This window comes from Bradyrhizobium sp. AZCC 1678, assembly GCF_036924765.1.
Taxonomy (GTDB): Bacteria; Pseudomonadota; Alphaproteobacteria; order Rhizobiales; family Xanthobacteraceae; genus Bradyrhizobium; species Bradyrhizobium algeriense.
In genome coordinates this window covers 7191946-7210807 of sequence record NZ_JAZHSE010000001.1, presented here as the reverse complement: position 1 = coordinate 7210807, position 18862 = coordinate 7191946, and the positions used below count along the sequence as shown (strand labels likewise).

The following is an 18862-nucleotide window of genomic DNA, read 5'->3' as shown; positions in this document are numbered from 1 at the left end:
TCGCGATGCCTTGATGGACTACTGGACCGGTCGTCGTCCGCCGACGGAGATCAACCGGGATTGCTGCGGGCGTCCCGTATTGTCCCGTGCGCCAATTGCACCGACGAACAGCGTCTCGACGTGCATAACGGTGTTGCTCCCGCCCTGTGGAACGCCGCGTTTAGTCGCGGGCTTGTCAGTTTTGCCGACGACGGCTCGGTTTTGGAGAGCCCGCAGCTGAGCGCGATGGCCCGAAGAGCGCTCAACCTCCGCGAGGTCTCGCCGCTTTCCGGACTGCGTGACGCGCACCGGGCAAACTTAGCCCTGCATCGGGCGGCGAACGGGTTTCACTAGCGCGCCCCCATCGCTGCCCCTTGGACTACACGGAAGCGGCCGGTGATCTGGCGCGATCGCTCCGCGGCCAGCTTGGGGATGCAAAAAACAGAGCTGAACAAGATCGGCTAATCCGCCGTATCAGCGAGATCACGGACAATGCCGTGAAGCGAGCTTTGAGCCTCAATCCCGCGAAGAAAAAGGCGAGTTCTAAGCGTCAGAGGAAGTAGGAATGCGCGTGTATTTGGCTATTGCAAATGTAGGTGGCGCGGTTTTGGCTGCTCTGTTTTGGCTCATCTCGGCGTTGGTACGCGTGCCTGATTTGCCGCATCGTTCAGAGACAATCGAGGTGGAGTGCGATTGCTGCGGTTTGCGCTGCGGTCAGTGCTTTGGCTCAGGCGGCTATTCCATTCTTCCCGTAAATGGTATTGCTACGCTGGATGACACATCTAGCGGGGCAACTCGCAATGCCTGGGGATTTACGTGATCTGATAACGGCGTCATTCGATGTTGCGGCGGCTGATGCGTGGAGCAAGTTCGAGGTCGGTGAGGCTGACAAGCTCGTGCTGCACGAAGCCGCAATGAAAGTGTTGAAAGTCTTTCCCGGTCGCATGCCGGGCCTGTGCGCATTGATGAGCGGCCTGTATTCGCTCGCGCTGGAAAAGCTCGGGTCGCAGCGCGTGTATGTCGTCGCTGGTTCGCTCTACATCGGTGACAAGCGCATCTTCGGAGAAGACGGCGAGTTCGACGGCAAAAGGGCATTCTCAGAATCGAATATCGACTGGAATGGTCACGCGTGGACCGTCTATGGCGATTGGCTCGCAGACGTGTCGGTCTGTCGAACAGCAGATGCCGGTAGTCCGCGGTTGCTGTCGAAATACATCGCTAAGGAAATCGGCAAGGGCAAAGGCTTATTGGCATGCCGGATGGCTTCTATGGACCCGGCCGGAATCCGGTATACTCCGCAATATGTCCTGACGCGGGATCAGGTTGACGCGGTTGGCCGTGGCGCGCTCGCTATGATCGACAAACTCAACGGGACTGGTTCTCAGTGAGCCTGCGGTGCGTGACCGAGACCTCATAGCTTTCGCGTCGAACTCCCGATGAACGAACTTGACAGTGTCGCTCCCTCAGCGCCTAATACCTTCCGTAGGCGAAGGAATTAGATAGCAATCTCAATCACATAAGAGTTCGCAGTTTTATTCTGAGTGGCGCGCCACTGTACGATTTTGTGTGAATGCCGCACTTCGTCGCCGCAGCTATGCCGCTCATCTTCTGCTGCGCGACCGCGGCGGCGCTGGCTCTTCAGTCGACGTGAAGATGCGCGAACCTCAGCCGCCTCGCTTGGCGACCTCCGCGCCGTAGCGCGCTCTCGCGTCCTCCACGGCCTGGGCCTGTGCTGCCGCAAGATTCTCACGCACATTCTTGGCGCGGCGCGCGGCATCGAGGGTTGCTTGGGCGTGGCCCTGGAATTGCGGCATCACCTCGCGCGCGATCAGCTCGTACGAGCGCTGCGTCGCCACCGGATTGGCCCAGTTGTGCGCGAGCAGGAGATACGCGCCGAACCCGCCATTCGACTGCTGCCACAGCCGCTCGATCTGCGCGGCGCAGGTGTCCGCCGTGCCGATGGCGCCGAGACCGGAGCCGTTGATGAACTCGATCATCTCGCTGACCGAGTTGCCGACCACAGCCATTTGCGGAAACGCTGCGACCTGCTGGAAGTAGCGGAACCAGTGCTCGATGCCGTACTCGACGTCGCGATACGCCTGCTCCTTGGTTTCTGCGATATGGCACAAACCGACGAGCCGCCACTTGCTGCGGTCCGCGGTCTTGCCGTGCGCCTTCGCTTCTGTCGTCAGCACGTCCCAGTGCAGCGCCAGCGCGTCGAAGCCGGCGGCGGTGGTGGCCCCGACCGAGAGCATGCCGGCACCATGCCGGCCGGCGAGCTTCGCGCCGGTCGGAGAGGCGACCGCCGCGACCGCCACGTCGAACAGCGGATTGGAGTAGGGGCGCAGATGCAGCCGCGCGTCGCGCAAATCCCAGCGATCGTTCTTGAACGTTACCGGCTCGTCGCTGGTGAGAAGCTTCGTGATGATGCCCATCCCGTCTTCCAGCAGCCCGCGGGTCTGGCTCTGCTGCAAGCCGATCATGATGCCGTCGGTCGGCAGCGAGCCCGGACCGAGACCGAGCATAGCACGCCCTTGAGTCAGATGGTCGAGCAGCACGATGCGTTCAGCCACCCACAGCGGGTTGTGATAGGACACGCTGATGACGCCGGTGCCGAGCTTGATGTGACGGGTTCGCTCGGCGGCCGCGGCGATCATGATTTCAGGTGAGGCCGACAACTCGGTTCCCGCCGAATGGTGCTCGCCGAGCCAGGCCTCATCATAGCCGCAGCGGTCGAGCCACTGGATCAGCTCGAGATCGCCTCGCAGCGCGAGCGTGGGGTTGATGCCGGGCTTGTGAAAGGGCGCAAGAAAGATACCGAAGCGCAGGCGGTTCATGGACGATCCTCCGCGGTTTGTTATGTGGTCTTTCTCGTTGGGATAGTTCTCCGCTTCTTTGACCGGAACAAGGCGGGTTTGCGCGCAGGCGTTTCGCGTATTCCTCGAAAAGACATCAGTCAGGTGAGGGGCCCTGCGCCACCAGGTCGTGTATTGTCGATGGCGGCAGCGGTTTGGTCGAGCCAGCTGACATGAATGATTTTGCTGTACCCGCAACCCGACTCGGTTGGAGCGCGCAATCGACTATAGCATCATAGCGCCACGGCGAAGCAGTAGTGCCCATCTTCTTCGGCCGTGGCGCGCCACCTGGTACTCATCTGCATTTTGAGGCGATCCTTGAGGACGTCATCAACATCAGCGAGTCTCTTCGCGAGACGGGTCCATGCCGCGACGACGATCACGCAACCCCGCGCTCGTCTCGTCTCCAATCCGGGCCAGCTCCGACGAGACGAGTGCTATCGCCAAACCCCGCCGCTCAAGGGGTCAAAATTTGACGCCGATGAGGGGCAAATCTGCAAGCGATTGACACTCACGGCGGCGATTCGGCCCACACTGAACGATTCGTCCGCGTACGCCGCTGCTCTGTTGTGTGAAACGGACTGTCTTCCCTGCGGAAGGTATGGACCAGAAGATGCTGACCCGGGGGTGAAGCCATCCCGAACGCCAACACCTGGGCAGACCGGAGAAGAAGTGCAGTTAGAACACAGCCGTCTGACCCATGCTGTTGCGGCGTCCAATTGTCTTCGGCAAGATTCATCAGCGCTCCCTCGCACCGGGCATCTGCTTTGCCCGGCGACGAAGATTACCTCGTGCGATAGTGAGAATCTGATTTGACGTTTACGTTTGTCTGTCCTTCAAGTTGAAAGGCCTGCATGATCTTCGAGACTACTTCCGGCACGTGAAGTCTGGCATCGGCATAGATGACGAAGGTCTCCGAAGGTTTTTCGTAGACGACGCGGCCGCGGGGATAGTGTTCGTACTCGGTCGATTTAATCTCGACCGGCAGGCCGCGTTTTCAAAGTGAGGAACGGCAAGGCCCGGAGACGTTCCCAAAGCTCGTAGTGACCAACCGGATGGGTCAGGCAATTGCCATATGACTCGGCGTTCCTCAGGGCGCTCTGTTGCGCAAAAAGTACAGTCTTCCCCGCAGAGGGTATGAGCCAGAAGATGCCGACCGCGGGCGAAGGCGTCCCTGCTTTAGGGCCGCTTTCGTCCACGTGGATCAATTGATCGTCCATCCCTTTGATCACGACCTAATACAACTGTCGCTCGTCTTACCGATCGCGTGGAAGCGGCGCCCCAGGCGTTTCTTCAGAAGTTCTAGGTGAGGCTTCCAAACCGTACCCTTCTTTTGATCGTCGTCGAAGCCGAAGATGATAAGGCGCGGTTCGAGATCCACTTTTAGCGACTCTCCTAGAGCGACCCTTTTGATGAGAGAATCAGAATCTAACGCTTGGCAGTTGCCGAGGACAGACTGGCGCATGGCATCGATAATCAGCAGCGAGCGGCATAGTGCTGCGTACTCTGACACCAATCGGGTTTCATGCGTCTTGAGCGTTGTGGCGTACCGGTCGATTTGCTCAAGCACCTTCGGGTCCGACCGTTTGGCGTCCCCCTTTGCCCTTCTTTTGGCTCTCAGCTCCTTGTTGCCGAAATGTTTGGCCTCGTGAAACACAAGATGGATGCTGCCGTTGCGATCCTTCAAGGTGGCAACGTCGAGCCGGTTGTCTTTGCCCGATTTATCAGACGACCCCAAAGTAAGGTCGGTCGCTGCTTCCGCCGCTTCAATCGCCTCGCCTATCTCAGTCTGCTCTTCGACGGTAGTTGCCTCAACTGGCGCCGCCGTCGAACCATCCAATGCGATCTCGACATCGATGATGTCAGGGCTATTCTTGATCAGATTGTGGAGTCCAAATTTTTCGGGTCCTGCGAGGGCAGCGGCTGCCTTCAGCATGTCTTTCAAGGTCGCCGGTCCCTTGTAACTCTTCCACACGGTGCCACCGACGGGGCCGGCGAAGGAAAGGTCGGGATTCATCTCGGCGTGAGCTTGCTCCTGCCGAACCAAATATTTGGCATGCGTCTTCGGCACGATACGGCCATCACGCAGCTCCGCCAAAAATATGGACCCACCACGATGGTAGACATTGAGGCTGTCGCGTCGCACAGCGATGATGACATCCCGATCGGCAAGAACGTCTCGCCACCATTGTCCCTCGCGATTATCGGGATCCAGCAACTCCGCCAGCTTGCTAAGATATTTTGGACTCAGGCCTCGGCCCTCTATCCCATCATCCTTATAAATTTTCTCCTGCAAAGCCGAACGGTCGCCTTTGGGGAGATACTGAAGATATTGATCGGATATCATCTGGCTCATTGTGCTTATTCCTTCTCGGGAAATGGGAGCGTTAGTTGATGCCGCGGCAAGGGCAGGGAGACTTCACACCTCCCACCACTCGCCGTCTTGGCGACGGGTGACATTCCTGAAATAGGTCTGAAAACGATCCCCTTCGAAGGTGTGGATAGGAATGAGCCGGCTGGCTTCGATGGCAGTTGCTAGTCGCTTCAAATCGGCGATGCTTGCATGTCCCGATGTGTGGATCACTTCGAATGGGACACCGAGATCGGCGAGATCGGACTTTAGCTTCGCGCCCGGTCCGTCTTTCAGGTAGCCATCCCATTGCGACCACACGGCCCTGGCTTTCGGCCACAGATTGGCCGCCTCGACATCGCGCATCATCGCCGGGCGAAACAGCATCACGGTCCTATCGCCGATTTCGGTCATATGTTCGCGGTAAATTCGTGCCTGCTTGTAGGGCTCAAGCAGGTCGAACCGTTCGGTTCTCTTGATCTGCCGGCGTTGGTACTCCGGGACGTAAACCGACAAATTGGACCAGCCGGCCGCGGGAAGGTTGGCATTGCCGGTGGCCTTCAACATCTCCATGGCGTAGAGATCCAGTAGCAGCGTCCGGCCCGTGCGCTTGCAGGCGCGGTAGATGCTGACCATGCGGTCGATGTTCTGAGCCGAGGCTGAGATCGCGACAAAGCCTGGCGCCGTGAAACTCTCGACCAGTCGGGCCTCAATTTCGGATTCGGTTGGGAATCGCGCATCCTCGTCGAGCCGGCCGAGACTGGAGCCTTCCATCAGCATGGTATCGACGCCTTGCGGTGGATGGGTCACCATTCTCTCGAACAGCGCGCCCTTGCGGCCGTGGGCGCGAATGTCACCGCTGTAGAACAGGCGACGGCCTTCTGCTTCGATGAGCAGGGCGTAGGCGTCATAGGCCGAATGATCGACCAGATAGGGCGTGACGCGAAACGGACCGATTTCGACAGGCTTGCGATCGCGCAATTCGTAAGAGAGGTCAGGAGCGAAAAAGTTCGGCACGAAGGGCGCCGCTGCGCTCATGATCCGGGCCGTCGCGGCGCCCATTGCCAGCGGCACATTCGGCTTGCATAGCGGCAGAAGTCCCCAGTGATCGCCGTGTCCGTGCGAAATCACGATTGCTCGCAACGCAGGATTCGGACTGCGCAGGCCCGCGACATCCGGCAGCAGCGTTTCGGAAACTTCGTCGGCATCGAGCGGCAGCCCTAGATCGAGCAGAATGCGCTCCCCGCTGGCTTCGAGTTCGACGCAGGTCCCACCAATCTGCTGGGTTCCGCGGTGGATGCGGCCGCGAAACCCGGAAGGCAATTCGATCATGATTGGGCTTTCGTCTTGCGAGCTTGCTTCCTGGCGCGCAGCAGGGACGCCACGCGATCCTCGATCTGCTTTTGCCAGGCAAGCTTTTCGAGCCAGCGCTGCGGGATGCCGGCCCGGCCGTAGAGGGCGCCAGCGAGCTGGCCGGTGACAGCGGCCACGGTATCGGAATCGTGACCCAAATTGACCGCGAGGATCAAGGCCTTCTCAAAGGATGACGTGCGGTGCACGCACCAGAGCGCAGCCTCCAGTGTCGCGATCACGTATCCGGTGGACGATATCTCATCGCGTGTCTTGCCGACCCAATTGCCGGCGGCGATCCCGTTGAGTTCGTCGTGGCTGAACCAGAACCTCGATCGCAGCACCGTGTTTTTGTCCAAGCCTCGCATGGCCTCGACCAGGAGTGTGCCGAAGAATTCGCAGGCCTTTGCCGCCAGAGCGTTGGCATGCGTTGTCATGCTCTGGCGATGCGAGAGGCGGACGGCTTCAGTCACATCCGATGCAGCAAAGATCGCGACCGGTGCCAATCGCATCAGCGAGCCGTTTCCCGCGTGATTCTTGTCGTGGGGACCGCTCCCGGCCGGGGTCCCGAGCCGGACAAAGCGATCAAGGGCTTGCCGCGTGGTGATCCCGATATCGAAGCAGTGGCCGTTGACGCTGTTCTCGCCTTGCCTCCACCACCGAACGAACCTGTTCAGCAGGTCGATCTCGTCGAGCGTGCTTTTGGCAATCAGCGAATCGGCGAGACAGAGTGCCATGCCGGTGTCGTCGGTCCATTCTCCCGGCTTGAGCCCGAATGGGCCGCCGCCGATCATCTCGGACACGTGCGGCAGGGAATCGCGCTCGGAGAATTCCAGCGGCACCCCGAGGGCGTCTCCAACGGCGAGACCCAACATCGCGCCGTAGGCCCGATCTTCGATCAGAGGGCCCAACTTCGGCTTGGGCCGCTCTGTCGCCGAACGGCCGAACTCAATGTGTGCATCGTAATCTTCGGCAATCGGGGCCCCGATGCGCCCAGGGGCGCGAGTATCTTTGAGCGTCACTTTCGCCTGCCCGAGTGACGTCCCGGTCTGCGCCGAAATGACATCGAGAAACGCTTTTGTGTTGAGCGCGGGGTCAATGAGGTAGCTCGCCGACCCGTCCGGCCGACAGCTCACGTCGCGAAACCCGACGAAGTCGAAGGCGGCCTGCACGTTGGGCCAGATCTCGTCCTTGTAGAGCGGGAGGTTGTAGTATCGATCCGGCAACAAGTCCAAATCCGACGGAATTTCCGAAAAGTAGCCAGCCATGCGCGAGGGCTTCGGCTCGGCGCCAGGCTCGGCAACGAACCAGAACACCGCGCTTCGAGGGGAGGAGGTCAATGGTAGGAATTCCTGACTAGTATCGATACTCAGAGATTCAATTTAGGGCCCGAGAAATTGCGGATATTTTCAAGGAAAGATTAACAGTGGCTTTTCGGACACATAGACTGCTGTCTTTGCTTTCGGTGGCGACTGCCCTTAGAGGTTCGTCGAATAGTATGGGAATCAAAGAAACGCAAAGATCTGGCTCCGGCATCCGATTTAGAAACCCGTAGTTGACCCGATATACACTTTCCGAGATTTGGCCTTGAATTTGATCACGTTTGCGATCGGCGATATTCACGGATGCTTCGACAAGCTGCAGTCACTTCTTACGGCCTGCGAAGGGATTGGTGCCGGATGGAGGGCTCGGTTTCTCTTTGTCGGCGACTACATTGATCGGGGGGCTGACAGCAAGCATGTCCTGGACTTCTTGATTGGGCGGCAGATCGATCAGAGCGACCGCTTCGTCTGCCTGCGGGGCAACCACGAGGAAATGCTGATCCGGGCCGCCGATAAGCACCGCTCGGATCGTGATCTCATGACGTGGTGGGGCAACGGCGGCGAACAGACACTTGAGAGCTACAGAGTGGATGACCCGAGCGACCTGCCTCCCAAACACCTTGACTGGATGCGCAACCTGCCCCTGCAGATAAGGGACACGCACCGATTATTCGTGCATGCGGGGATCAGGCCGGGCGTGGCGCCATCATCACAATCCGCAGAGGACCTTCTGTGGATGCGAGAGCCGTTTCTGTCTTCCGAAGAAGATCACGGCGTCCTCGTGGTGCACGGCCATACTCCAACTCCCTCTCGGAAACCGGACCTACGGCCGAACCGATTGAACATCGATACCGGCGCCTGCTTTGGGGGACCGCTCACAGCCGCGGCTTTTTCTGACAAAGAAAGCGCTCCGCTATTTTTCATCACGGATTCCGGTGAGATCTCAACACCGGGCGAATAGAATCTAATAACACTTGCAGACTAGGTCGATATGATCGCATGAAAAGACCATCTCAACGCTTGGACTTGGCCGCGTCAGCGGTGCCCTCAGGACCGGCATGGCCCGTAACGGTATTGCCCAACGGCAGCGGTAAGCGGTGGCTTGCGCAGGGCATTGATGACCTACTCAAAATTGACCCTGCCCAACTGACGCGCGTGATCGACCGAAGGGTTTACGACGCGACCCTAACGGGAGAGGTCTATCGCGATGCCGAAGGTGCGCGCGCGGCGATGGAGGGCTGGGCCTATCCGCGGACTTGGCTCGACTTCGAGACGATCGGGTTCCCGGTTCCGCGTTGGTGCGGCACGCGTCCTCATCAACCGATTCCTTTCCAGTTTTCCGCGCATATCGAGCAAAGCAAGGGCGACATTGAGCATCAGGAATTCCTTAGCCTCGACGGCGCCGACCCGCGTCGCCCCTGTGCCGAGGCACTGGTCGAAATGATCCCGTCGACCGGTGCGGTGATCGCCTACGGTGCCAGTTTCGAGAAGAGGCGTATCATCGAATTGGCGAGTGTGTTCCCGGATCTCGAGGCGGGGCTTCGTGCCATTGCCGATCGGGTGGTCGATCTGCTGCCGGTGACGCGGGCTAACTGGTATCACCGGGATCAACGCGGCAGCTGGTCGATTAAGGCCGTCCTGCCAACAGTTGCTGTCGAACTCGACTACGCGGGCCTTGAGGTGAAAGACGGAGGCAGCGCTCAGAAGGCTTATCGCGAGGCGATTGCGGCAGACACGAGTCAATCGCGTCGGCGCGCCATCGATGCCGCGCTGCGCGCTTACTGTGGGCGCGACACAAAGGCCATGATCGTCCTGGCATCGGCACTGCTGGGAAGCAGCCAGTAATCTAGGATCTGTTGAGGGATTCCCGGATATTTCGATGATTCAAGTTCGTCTTTCGAGGGGAGGCGGGATTGGCGTGAGGCTATCCGAGCAATGCGGACTGGACGATGCCCGCACGGTGGAAAGAGAAGTAACGATTGGCAATTGTTTGCCGTCTTTGGCATCAAAGTCCGATTTGACGGATAGGTCGAATGCCAGAGCCTTTGCGGCGGCAGCCGGCAGCGGTATCCGCTCCGCAGCCTTTTCCGTGAAGGATTCGTCGGTCCGGTAGTCGGCACCCATCAACACCTGGAACCAGCGCTCCCGATCCATGACGACGCGAAATTGCTTTTCGTCCTGCGTGCCGCCTACGTACGGAAGGAACACCTCAATCGGTTTGCCGACGCTCTCGGCTATGGCGCCGATCCGATCGACGCGGCCGGTCCGCTGCTCAAGGGTGCTGGGGTTCCAGCTCAAATCATGATGGATCACATGGCGGCAGCTTAGGTGGAGATCGACGCCTTCGGCGAGAACGCTTGAGGCAACGAGGACTTCCGGGAAGAACGGGGTGTTGAACGCAAGCATCAGCCTTTGACGCGTTTCCTGCTTCACGAGTCCGTTCGCGAGTCGGATATTGGGCATCACGCCAACTTCCTTCATCTGGCTCAAATCATCGTCATTGTCGCGCTGAGTCTCCCCGCGAATCCCGGGCTGCATTCGGCTCAAAGCGTCGAGATAATCATGGCGCTCAAGCGGCGAGCACCGCCGAGCAATAAACTTCAAAAAGGCATCGATCTTCTCCCCGAGGGTGATGCCTGACAAGTCGCGGGTATCGAACGCCTCTTGCAACGTGGATTCGCCGGAGCGCTGGCGAATGTCGAAATAGCGGGCGACGAACAGCGGCGTCCGGACGAAGCGGCGGACAACGTCGTGTATCCGCTCCTGCTCGTCTTTGCTCAATTCAACGTATGGCGCGAGGCGCCGGGTCAATTCGTCGTGCAAAGGCTGGCGCATACCCCGATCCGTGTCGAAGCGCGCCCCGAAATCGGTCACGGCTTTTCGAACGCTTTCCTGCCCCAGCTCAAACCTCTGTGCGGCGTCGCTCCAAAGCTGTCGCTCTAGCGCTGCGGAAAGGTGCCTTACGATGGCGCGCCCGGTCTCACGATAATGGCAGAAGACCACCACCTTCTCACGGTGCCGCCAAAGATCGAGAACCCGCGCTGCCAACGGAGCAATCTTCGGATGCTGCGCATAGGCGGCTTCGTCGGGAAGCGCGGCCGCCAGCTTCGCGATGTAGCGGTTCACAAGCTGGTCGGACGAGGCTGCTTTTGCTTCCTCCTCCTCATCTTCGCCGGGCGATCCATTGCGGCGCGTCTCAAGGAAGGCTTCGTAACTCGACGCCAAACCTTCCGCAAATGTAGCTCGTCCGGCTTTTATCCCTTCACGCATCACGACGGCTTGGGCACGTGCGGCAAGCAGGAAGGGGAGCAAAGCGTCGTCTCCAACCGGCAGGCCGCCATCGCCATCTGCTGACAAGGCAATACCCCGGCCGACGCGGCGCGAACGCCGCGGGACGTTGGCGCCCGGAAGCAGCGGATCGCGTAGATGTCGGATAACCCACTTGCGCAGCGGCACTTCGGCTTCCTTCATGGCGTCCTGCGCTTGCTGGAAGGATCGCATGACCATCTGAATGCGCTCCGCTCGATCCTCGGGATTGGCGGCGGTGCGCCCCCACCAATCTTCGATGGAGACCTCTCGGCCTCTCGTGTCGACGAGATCCTCCTGACGAAGGGAGGACCAGCGCTTGTCGAGTTCGGCCGCGCGGTGCTGCGCACGGTCCAGTGTCTTGCCGAGCGATGCGAGTTCCGCCTCGAACTGCTCCTTGGTGGATTGGGACAACGTTTTCCAGGCGATGCCTCGAAATCGGCCAATCACATTCAGCAATTCATGGTGGCCGAGTTGAAACGGTGTGGCCGTCAAGAACATCATCCGCTCGAACGAGCCATCCAACGCGCCCGTAATTGTACCGGCGTCCTCCTGCGCGTCATCGGTCACGAAGAGGGACGCCAGACGGGTCGCCGGATTTTTCAGGTGATGAGCTTCGTCGAGAATCAGAAGCGGCGAGCGAAACCGGGCTTTTGCGAGAGTCGATGGCCACATCGTTCGCAGCGCATCGTTGATCGCACGGCGCGCACGCTCCAAACGGTCCTCGATCGAAACGGATTCCCGCGCCGGCAGCTCCCGCAAGCAATCGCGCAAAGCGGCGATGTCAATATCGCTCGATTCGAGCACTCTTTGGATGGCGTCGGGAATCGGCGTGTCGGTGAGCTGAAGTTCGGGGCGGTCCCGGTAGTGGTCGTTGATGACATGGCGCCATTCCCGATTCGAAATGCGCAGCAGCTTGGCGAAGAGATCCGGGTCGTTGTAGGAGGACTTGGTTCGCAGCAAAGCTGCGGCAAAGCGGGGCAGAGCGTTCCGTTTTTCGCCCAGGTGCATGCCGCTGATCGCGCGCTTGATCACCGCGAGGCGCACCCACTGGTCGATATTCTGCACATGGAACGCGCCATGCTTGAGAAAGATGATCTGAGGTCGGCGCGTCGCTCCGTTATCGATGAGTCGAAAAAAGTCCAACGCGGACGCAACAGGGACGGCGCGAAGCGCCTTCTCGCCGGGACGTTTGATCGCGCGCTCCGCAAATACAGCAAAATCGCGGGGCCATTTTTCGTGGAGCGATGAAGGCACCATAATGACGACCGGCCGCCTCCCGCGGTCAGCGAGAGCGGCCAGCATGGCGACGCCGAGAGCGACAAACGTCTTTCCCATGCCCACTTCATCGGCCAGCACGATGCCCGGCTGATTGCCCAGCCGACGCAGAATCTCCGCGATCGTTCGCTGCTGCCGAAGCGCATCGGAATTGCTGACGCGATCGTTTCTGAGATCAAGGCGCTCGCCGAGATCGCCAATATCGATGGGCCAGGTCACGATAGCAGCTCCTCAAAAGAGGCCGTGACGTATGAAACAAGACTGGGCGGCGCGGGCGCTTGGCGGGCGAGGTCCTGCAATGAGCGCGTGATTTCAGTGACCTCCGGATCGATGGCATGGGGACGCAGTGCCCCCGAAGGCTTCCATGCGACGCTGCGTAGCGTGGCGGCGACCTCGGTGATCATAAACGCGGCCCCTTCCGGGTCCTCAGCCGAGAGCCGCTTTGCCAAGGCAACAGGCCCGATTGGTCCCCGCAGGCGCCAGCGGAGAGCGTCGAGGGAGCTTACGGGCTGCTGTAGGCGCTCACGCATGCCCTCCAGTGCCTGAGCAACGCGCCGCATGCGGCGCAGCAGAAATTGACTGGTATCCACCTTTTTGTGCGGGTCGACCTCAAGAAGTGTTCCGGATGACTTCTGGCCTTCTCGGCGCTGGAGGATGCGCAGGACGATCTCGTGCAGTGGCCGGGCGGAGGTGAGAATTTCGATCAGTTCCGAAAGCGAAAGGCTTCCGAGTTCGTCGGGAGGCGGCAAGGCTGACATATCGGCAACATTGACGACCCATGGCGCGCTCCATTCGCTTTTTGCATCGTCTTGCCAACGGACTTCGAGCGAGCTGGGAGGTCGTTTCGTGTCCCACGGAAGAACAACAGTACGCGGGCTTCCGCTGCGCGCCCAGCCCTGACCGTCCAGGAGCTCACCATGCTCCTTGGAAAGAACGGAAAAGACGGGCGGCGCGCCTGTCCCGATCTCAAGTTCGAGGCGTGCGCCCCGCTCGTCCAGGCAGAAGAGGGCCAGACCGAACGCGGCCGGCAAGGGAGGCGCGTCCGCGCTGTCAGCCGAGTCGGGCAAGCCGCCGAGAAACTGGACGCCCTCGATGTTGTCGAGTTCATGCTCCTGCGGCCAAGACTGCGCACAGAGTTTTCCGAAGCGCGACCCGCGATCACGGATGGTGTAGGCAAGGTTTAATTCGATATTGTGCCGAGGGTGGAGGCCAAGGCCCGCGGCCGTGAAGTTGCTCGATCCAAGCATGTAGAGCGCGCGGTCGTCGCGCTCCAGCCAGACGGATTTCGCGTGGAGAGGCCGATCCTCCTGTATGCCTTCGATCTCAATGCCCTGTTCAACGACGGAAAACGCATGCCGGAGGGATGGATGCGACGGCTTTTTGAGCGCAGCCGGGGCATCAATCTGCACGGTCCCGTCCGGCAAGGTCCGTCCGGGCCCGACAAAGCTCAACCGGCGTTCGCCGCGCGTGGTGAGAATGGCCGCAAAGGCTGCGGCCGTGGCTCCGGCGCGAGCGTCTTCGTCGAAAAACGGGCTCAAGACCCATGCCCGGTCCGGCCTTGGTCCAACCCATCGGGCGTTGAGTTGTTGAACCACCGTATCGCCGCCGGGCACGAGGGGGATCAGCGTGCATTCGGCATCGTCGCGATCCGCGGGTGGCAGAGAGCGTGCCCGTCGTTCAATCGACGCGAGGAAACTGGCTAAAGCGGCCTGTGGCCCAACATCGGAGCGGTCAAATCCAGGCGCGAGCCTTCGCACGCGATGGAGGAACGCGACACATTCGCTCAGCAGTTCGGGTGCCGGATTTTCCTGCCCGCCGAAATCGAGAGCGGTCATGACTTCCTGATTGCGGCGGTAGGCGGGCTCCGTGAGGTTGGCGGACCCGATCAGAATCCGGATGAAGTTCTCCCACACAAGTAGCGTCAACTTGGCATGTAACACGCCGCCGCCCAGCAATCTGACCGGCAGCATGTGCCAGCGCAGGCTGCGGTCGGCGGCGGCATGTGCGCTATCGACGAGAACGCAGGCAAAGCATTGCGCGAGTTTTTCTTCACGTTCGATGAGATAGGCTTTCGCGGTTTCATTGGGATTGCTCTGAATCGACAAGAAGCGCGCGAGGCACTGTTCCTCGAAAAGCTCGGCGTCGAACGTAAAGCTTGTCGTGACGCAGCCGACGGGACGGCCATAAGCTTCCTCGCCGGTCCACAGATCGAGCAGGCGCGCGCGCGTTTGCTCGGAAGTCGACGAACGCTGGCCGCTCATCGGAGGACTCCGAGGTCGGAGAGAAATCCGGAAAAGGTCGGAATACGATACTCGTGAACATAGCCGCCCTTACTGGAGGGCGGTTCGTGCACAGTATAGCCGGCGCGCAAGGCGACCCGTCCGCGCGTGCCGCGCTCGAACCAGGTGCGTTTCCCATTCGGAGGCTTGTTGCGCTGAACCTGCTCGTGATGATGGAGAATCGCCTCAAAGAGATCGGCGGCGGTTCGAACGTCCTCGAACCGATCGATGGCTTGGGCGATGCCCTTCTGGTCACGCTCCCATTCCAGCAGCGTTGGATGGGAGCGAACACGCGCGAGGCTCGGTGCCAGGAGCGCGAGCGCGGACTTGGCGGGCTTCGTCGCTGCGAAGCTCTGAGCATCTACCGGCGCGCCCCCGTGACTTGATGCGCAATAGCGCAAGCCATCGAACGCATCGGTGATCGCACGCCCGAACGTTTCATAAGCGTCGATCGCGGTGAGCAAATGTTGAAGCTCGGCCGGAGCCTTGCGGCTCAGCTTGCGGAGAAAAGGCGCCTCGTGGTCGCGCCCGCTCACGCCGCCTTGTGCAATCAGCGCGTTCTTCAGGTGTGCGACCATCTCGGCTTGGCCGGCGCGGGACAGAATGCGTTGGGCCAGGATCGCCTTTTCGCGGCGGCCCGGTGCTATCGGATCGACCCGGCTGGCGAGCTCGCGCCAAAAGTCTCCGGACTGGTATGTGGTGTGCCCCTTCTCCATCCCTTGAGCGACCGCGCGCCGAAGCCGCTCGCGAAAGGCAGGCCCGACGCCCCCCGACCCATCAAGGAACCCGTCGAGCCCTTGATCCCTCGCCCAAGCGGAAACCAATTCGTAGCCCCCGTCGTCGAGCGTTCCATCGTCTGTGATGATTCCGATGCCGCGGGCGAGACGGCGAAACACGCCGGTGAAGCCAAACGCATTGGGAGTCTTGAGATAGGCGGTCGCACACACGGGGCGTTGGTTGCGCAAGGATCGCCGAACCTTCTGAATGCCGGGTACGCCGAAAGTCGCCGAGGACGAGTCCTCCGCGCGCACGAACGCCTCGACGACAAACCATTCCCACACAAGCCAGGGCGGCGTTAGGCCGTCCGCAGCAACCGCGTCGGCCTCCCAATCGTCGCAGATGCGCGCGCCGATCGCGATAGCTGTTACAAAGCGCGGATGGCCCATCCGTACGGTCACGGCCGGCAGCAAACGGTCGGCAAGGCGTTCATAGCCGGGGAACAGTCCGAGAGGATCGGAACTGCCTTCGGCTTCCTCAGAGGGATCAAACTCGGAACTGAAAGGTGCTCTCAACATATTTTCCAACTCTTAAGCAATGACTAGTGGCCGGTGCAGTGCGACGGACTCGACGTGGGCATTCAGGCGGCTAAGATCGTCGATCTTCGTCCACGCGCCTTCAAGTAGCTGAGCTCCCGCTATCGAAATTCAGTTTGGAGGAAAGCCCGCCCAATCGGCCGGCGGTCTGACTCCGGAACTGGATACAAATCGCAGGACTCCGGGCGTCGCGCCAACGATCGACTGTTCTAGCACCGCGGCCAGAGCGAGGGTGTCGCGCTCGGTCGGCGCCAGCGCGTCACGGGAAAATTGGCTATCCATCAGGGCGTGCGTCGCCGCATCGTCGAAATGGTTGAGGCCGAACGCGTGCCCCAACTCGTGTGCCATGATTGGCACGAGATTGATGCATCCGTCGTCGAGCTGGAAGCTGAGCCTCTTGTTCGCGTCGAACTTGAATTCCGACCTGAAGCATTGGAACGCCCGCATGTTGAGGGCGATTGTGCGCCCCTCGATCTTGGCCCTCGCTAGGACAAGCGGGAACTTCGGGAAGAGCTCCTCGTCATCGAAGCCGAGTTCGACCACGAATGTAGCGCTCTGCGGACATGCGAGGCGGATGACCTGAGGTGGGATGAACAGAGAATAACCGTTGGAGCTTCGGCTCGTCCTTCCGTCCAGGAATTTTCGGAGATCCGGACTAAGCCGCGCTTCGATGTCCTTCATCGAAGACGTCCACAACGAAATCCCCGATTGGAAGGCGCTTCTCACCTCCGCTCCGAACGCATCGATGTCGAACGCTGCAGGAACGGGACCGACGGTCCGCAGCACAAAGGAGAAGCCGTTCGTCAGGATCTTGTTGCTCAGCGGCGCCTTATAGTCGAACGCGACGGCCACTTGCCGACCTTCGTGGCAAAACGAGGCCGGCACTTCGAAACTCTCCGGGATGTGGCTCCTGCAGACTCTTCGCTTCGCAACGCTCCTGACGGCGGAGATCGGCCCGTGAGCCTGTTCCCATGGGCGAAACGTATCGAGATGGATGTTGTGATCGACCGTCAGGGCGGCGCTCTCGGCAATGACGGGAGCGGTGGGGACGCCGAAATCGACGACGAAAACGTCCAGCGACCCGTCGGCGCAATCCGGAGGCGCCGGTGCCGGCTCAAGGGCGGTGGACCCGCAAGCGGCTTCGAAGGTAACGCTTTCGACTTCGGTCCAGGCGGCCAACCGCTCGCCCGTTCCGCCGCAACCTTCCGCGTATCGGAGGGTAGCTCGGTCAAAGGCGATAACCCGGACGTTCTCAACGGCGCCGCTACTGCCGCGAAGAACATCCGCGCGACCGCTCGATGCGGAGCTGCATGCGATTAGTAGCGCAGCTGTCACGACGCACAGGTCTCGCAAGAATTCCCCCAAACCGATCGATATAGGCCTTGACGGCAGATAGTGACTCCATCGTATGATGGATTGCATTTTAATATTGATACTACCATTCAGTGAGTGGCTGTGCGAATTTTGTTGTGGGCTGCCAGCATCTTCTTTATGGCCACAAGTGCGCAAGCGGCGGACCCGGGACCGAGGTTCGGCTCCTTTGTCGGTACGTTGGATCTGCGGATGAGCCATGACGGCCGCACGGCGATGCTGCTGGCTCCGTTCGCCTACGTCGATCCGCAGGGAAAGGAGTGGGTGACTCCGGCCGGTTGGAAGGTCGACGGAGCGTCAATCCCTTGGCCGTTGTGGTCGCTGATCGGAAGCCCGTGGACCGGTAAATATCGCGAAGCGTCGGTAATCCACGATTACCTCTGCGATACTAGGAAGGAATCATGGACCTCCGTTCATTGGACGTTCTACACGGCGATGCTCGCCAACGGCGTGAACGAGATTCAGGCCAAGCTAATGTATGTGGCCGTGTATCGGTTCGGACCGCGCTGGGACTTCGACTACAGGCCGGCATGTCCGAACTGCTTGGCCGTGCCTTATCACGTCGAAGCCTTCACCCCACCTTTCGACCAGAAGGAATTCGACTCCTTGAAGGCAAGAATCGAAAGCGGGGAGCTCTCGCTGGAACAGGCGCTGAAGGAGTCGGACGCTTCGTTCAACGACCAGATCAAGACCTTGGAGATCGGTAAGCCGGTTCTGCTTCGCTGAAGCACGGGAGGACCTTATGACGCGTCTCGGAATTACTTTGCTAACCGCTGTCGGGCTCTTGTTGGTAGGTGCGACGTCCGGTCAGGCCGCTTGCTGTTCATACGGCTGTTGCGACTGCAGTTGCGTGGCATTCAGATCGGAAGCCAAGGCGGTGAAACTGTCGCGTGCTCTCGGAGCGCGCGGCAGGCTTCAGAGCTTCACGGTCGATGCGTCGGACCAGAAGGCCACACCGGGGCCCTTCAAGTGCTCGGTTCTGTTCGAAAGCGCCATTTGCACGCGGCAATGAGCGCCGAGGCCATCGGGGGAAATGCGGATCGGAAGAACCTGACGTACACGCACGTCGGAAACAGCTCCCCGAGTGAGTCAGAGGCTTGGACGTAACGGGAGAAAGGTCGCGCCCAACCACGGGTGGCTGTACCGGTTCAAGACGCTCCGTCGGAAGTCGAAGATTGATCGGCCAATCCTCGAGGCTATTCATAATGATACCCCTGTACCGAAGGCCAGAGGTACGGAGAAGCGCCATCCGACTTTATGTACCCCGACGAGATACTGAAGCATCAGCGGTACGACGTGGCGGCTGCGGCGACCGTCGACCGGCGGCGTCTACGCGGCGTCGGCAAACCTCGGCCCAGGTGCATTAGCCCGATTCGACGTGATAAGAACCGCGAGTGCGTCCGCCCGTCTCGGCAAGATATCTTCCTGTTTTGATCGCCGTACCGCGTCCGGGGCCCGT

Annotated in this window: 15 protein-coding genes; 7 read left to right on the top strand and 8 right to left on the bottom strand. The window is 60.3% G+C overall.

Going from position 1 to position 18862, the window contains the following annotated elements; translation table 11 throughout:
- The first annotated feature begins 60 nt into the window (after nucleotides 1-60).
- The 3 genes from V1294_RS34340 (at nucleotide 61) to V1294_RS34330 (ending at nucleotide 1367) form a co-directional block, all read left to right on the top strand.
- Nucleotides 61-333, top strand: coding sequence for a hypothetical protein (locus tag V1294_RS34340; protein WP_334503544.1), 273 nt, complete (start codon nucleotides 61-63; stop codon nucleotides 331-333).
- A gap of 211 nt (nucleotides 334-544) precedes the next feature.
- Nucleotides 545-799 (top strand): hypothetical protein, encoded by a 255-nt coding sequence (locus tag V1294_RS34335; protein WP_334503542.1) that lies wholly within the window; start codon nucleotides 545-547, stop codon nucleotides 797-799.
- On the top strand, nucleotides 780-1367 hold the full coding sequence (locus tag V1294_RS34330; protein WP_334503540.1) for a hypothetical protein: 588 nt from the start codon (nucleotides 780-782) through the stop codon (nucleotides 1365-1367). Before V1294_RS34335 ends, V1294_RS34330 begins: the two co-directional genes overlap by 20 nt.
- Before the next feature lie 276 nt (nucleotides 1368-1643).
- On the opposite strand, the gene V1294_RS34325 is transcribed toward V1294_RS34330, so the two are convergent.
- From V1294_RS34325 to V1294_RS34310, 4 genes are all read right to left on the bottom strand, one after another.
- The gene (locus tag V1294_RS34325; RefSeq protein ID WP_334503538.1) at nucleotides 1644-2816 is read right to left on the bottom strand and encodes an LLM class flavin-dependent oxidoreductase; all 1173 of its coding nucleotides are present in this window, start codon (nucleotides 2814-2816) and stop codon (nucleotides 1644-1646) included.
- A gap of 1246 nt (nucleotides 2817-4062) precedes the next feature.
- Nucleotides 4063-5190, bottom strand: coding sequence for a hypothetical protein (locus V1294_RS34320; protein WP_334503536.1), 1128 nt, complete (start codon nucleotides 5188-5190; stop codon nucleotides 4063-4065).
- A 63-nt stretch (nucleotides 5191-5253) separates the two neighbouring features.
- Nucleotides 5254-6516: an MBL fold metallo-hydrolase gene (locus V1294_RS34315; RefSeq protein ID WP_334503534.1), complete on the bottom strand. Its 1263-nt coding sequence runs from the start codon at nucleotides 6514-6516 to the stop codon at nucleotides 5254-5256.
- A complete protein-coding gene (locus tag V1294_RS34310; protein ID WP_334503532.1) occupies nucleotides 6513-7706 on the bottom strand; it encodes an ADP-ribosylglycohydrolase family protein in 1194 nt (397 codons plus the stop codon). The genes V1294_RS34315 and V1294_RS34310 overlap by 4 nt, the downstream gene beginning before the upstream one ends.
- 415 nt (nucleotides 7707-8121) lie before the next feature.
- Between V1294_RS34310 and V1294_RS34305 the strand changes: the two genes are divergently transcribed.
- Both V1294_RS34305 and V1294_RS34300 read left to right on the top strand, forming a co-directional pair.
- Nucleotides 8122-8817 carry a metallophosphoesterase family protein gene (locus tag V1294_RS34305; protein WP_334503530.1) on the top strand — a complete coding sequence of 232 codons (696 nt, stop codon included), beginning with the start codon at nucleotides 8122-8124 and terminating at the stop codon, nucleotides 8815-8817.
- 113 nt (nucleotides 8818-8930) lie between these two features.
- Complete coding sequence (locus tag V1294_RS34300; RefSeq protein WP_334503528.1) at nucleotides 8931-9701, top strand: DUF2779 domain-containing protein; 771 nt, start codon at nucleotides 8931-8933, stop codon at nucleotides 9699-9701.
- A gap of 39 nt (nucleotides 9702-9740) precedes the next feature.
- On the opposite strand, the gene V1294_RS34295 is transcribed toward V1294_RS34300, so the two are convergent.
- The 4 genes from V1294_RS34295 to V1294_RS34280 form a co-directional block, all read right to left on the bottom strand.
- A complete protein-coding gene (locus V1294_RS34295; RefSeq protein ID WP_334503526.1) occupies nucleotides 9741-12659 on the bottom strand; it encodes a DEAD/DEAH box helicase in 2919 nt (972 codons plus the stop codon).
- Nucleotides 12656-14701 carry a hypothetical protein gene (locus V1294_RS34290; RefSeq protein ID WP_334503524.1) on the bottom strand — a complete coding sequence of 682 codons (2046 nt, stop codon included), beginning with the start codon at nucleotides 14699-14701 and terminating at the stop codon, nucleotides 12656-12658. The genes V1294_RS34295 and V1294_RS34290 overlap by 4 nt, the downstream gene beginning before the upstream one ends.
- On the bottom strand, nucleotides 14698-16014 hold the full coding sequence (locus V1294_RS34285) for a hypothetical protein (RefSeq protein WP_334503522.1): 1317 nt from the start codon (nucleotides 16012-16014) through the stop codon (nucleotides 14698-14700). The genes V1294_RS34290 and V1294_RS34285 overlap by 4 nt, the downstream gene beginning before the upstream one ends.
- A 129-nt stretch (nucleotides 16015-16143) precedes the next feature.
- On the bottom strand, nucleotides 16144-16884 hold the full coding sequence (locus tag V1294_RS34280; RefSeq protein ID WP_334503520.1) for a matrixin family metalloprotease: 741 nt from the start codon (nucleotides 16882-16884) through the stop codon (nucleotides 16144-16146).
- A 105-nt stretch (nucleotides 16885-16989) separates the two neighbouring features.
- Here V1294_RS34280 and V1294_RS34275 point away from each other — a divergent pair, with 105 nt between their 5' ends.
- Entirely contained in the window at nucleotides 16990-17352 is a 363-nt protein-coding gene (locus V1294_RS34275; RefSeq protein WP_334503518.1) for a hypothetical protein, read from the top strand.
- A 243-nt stretch (nucleotides 17353-17595) separates the two neighbouring features.
- The gene (locus V1294_RS34270; RefSeq protein ID WP_334503515.1) at nucleotides 17596-18129 is read left to right on the top strand and encodes a DUF1353 domain-containing protein; all 534 of its coding nucleotides are present in this window, start codon (nucleotides 17596-17598) and stop codon (nucleotides 18127-18129) included.
- Nucleotides 18130-18862 lie beyond the last annotated feature (733 nt).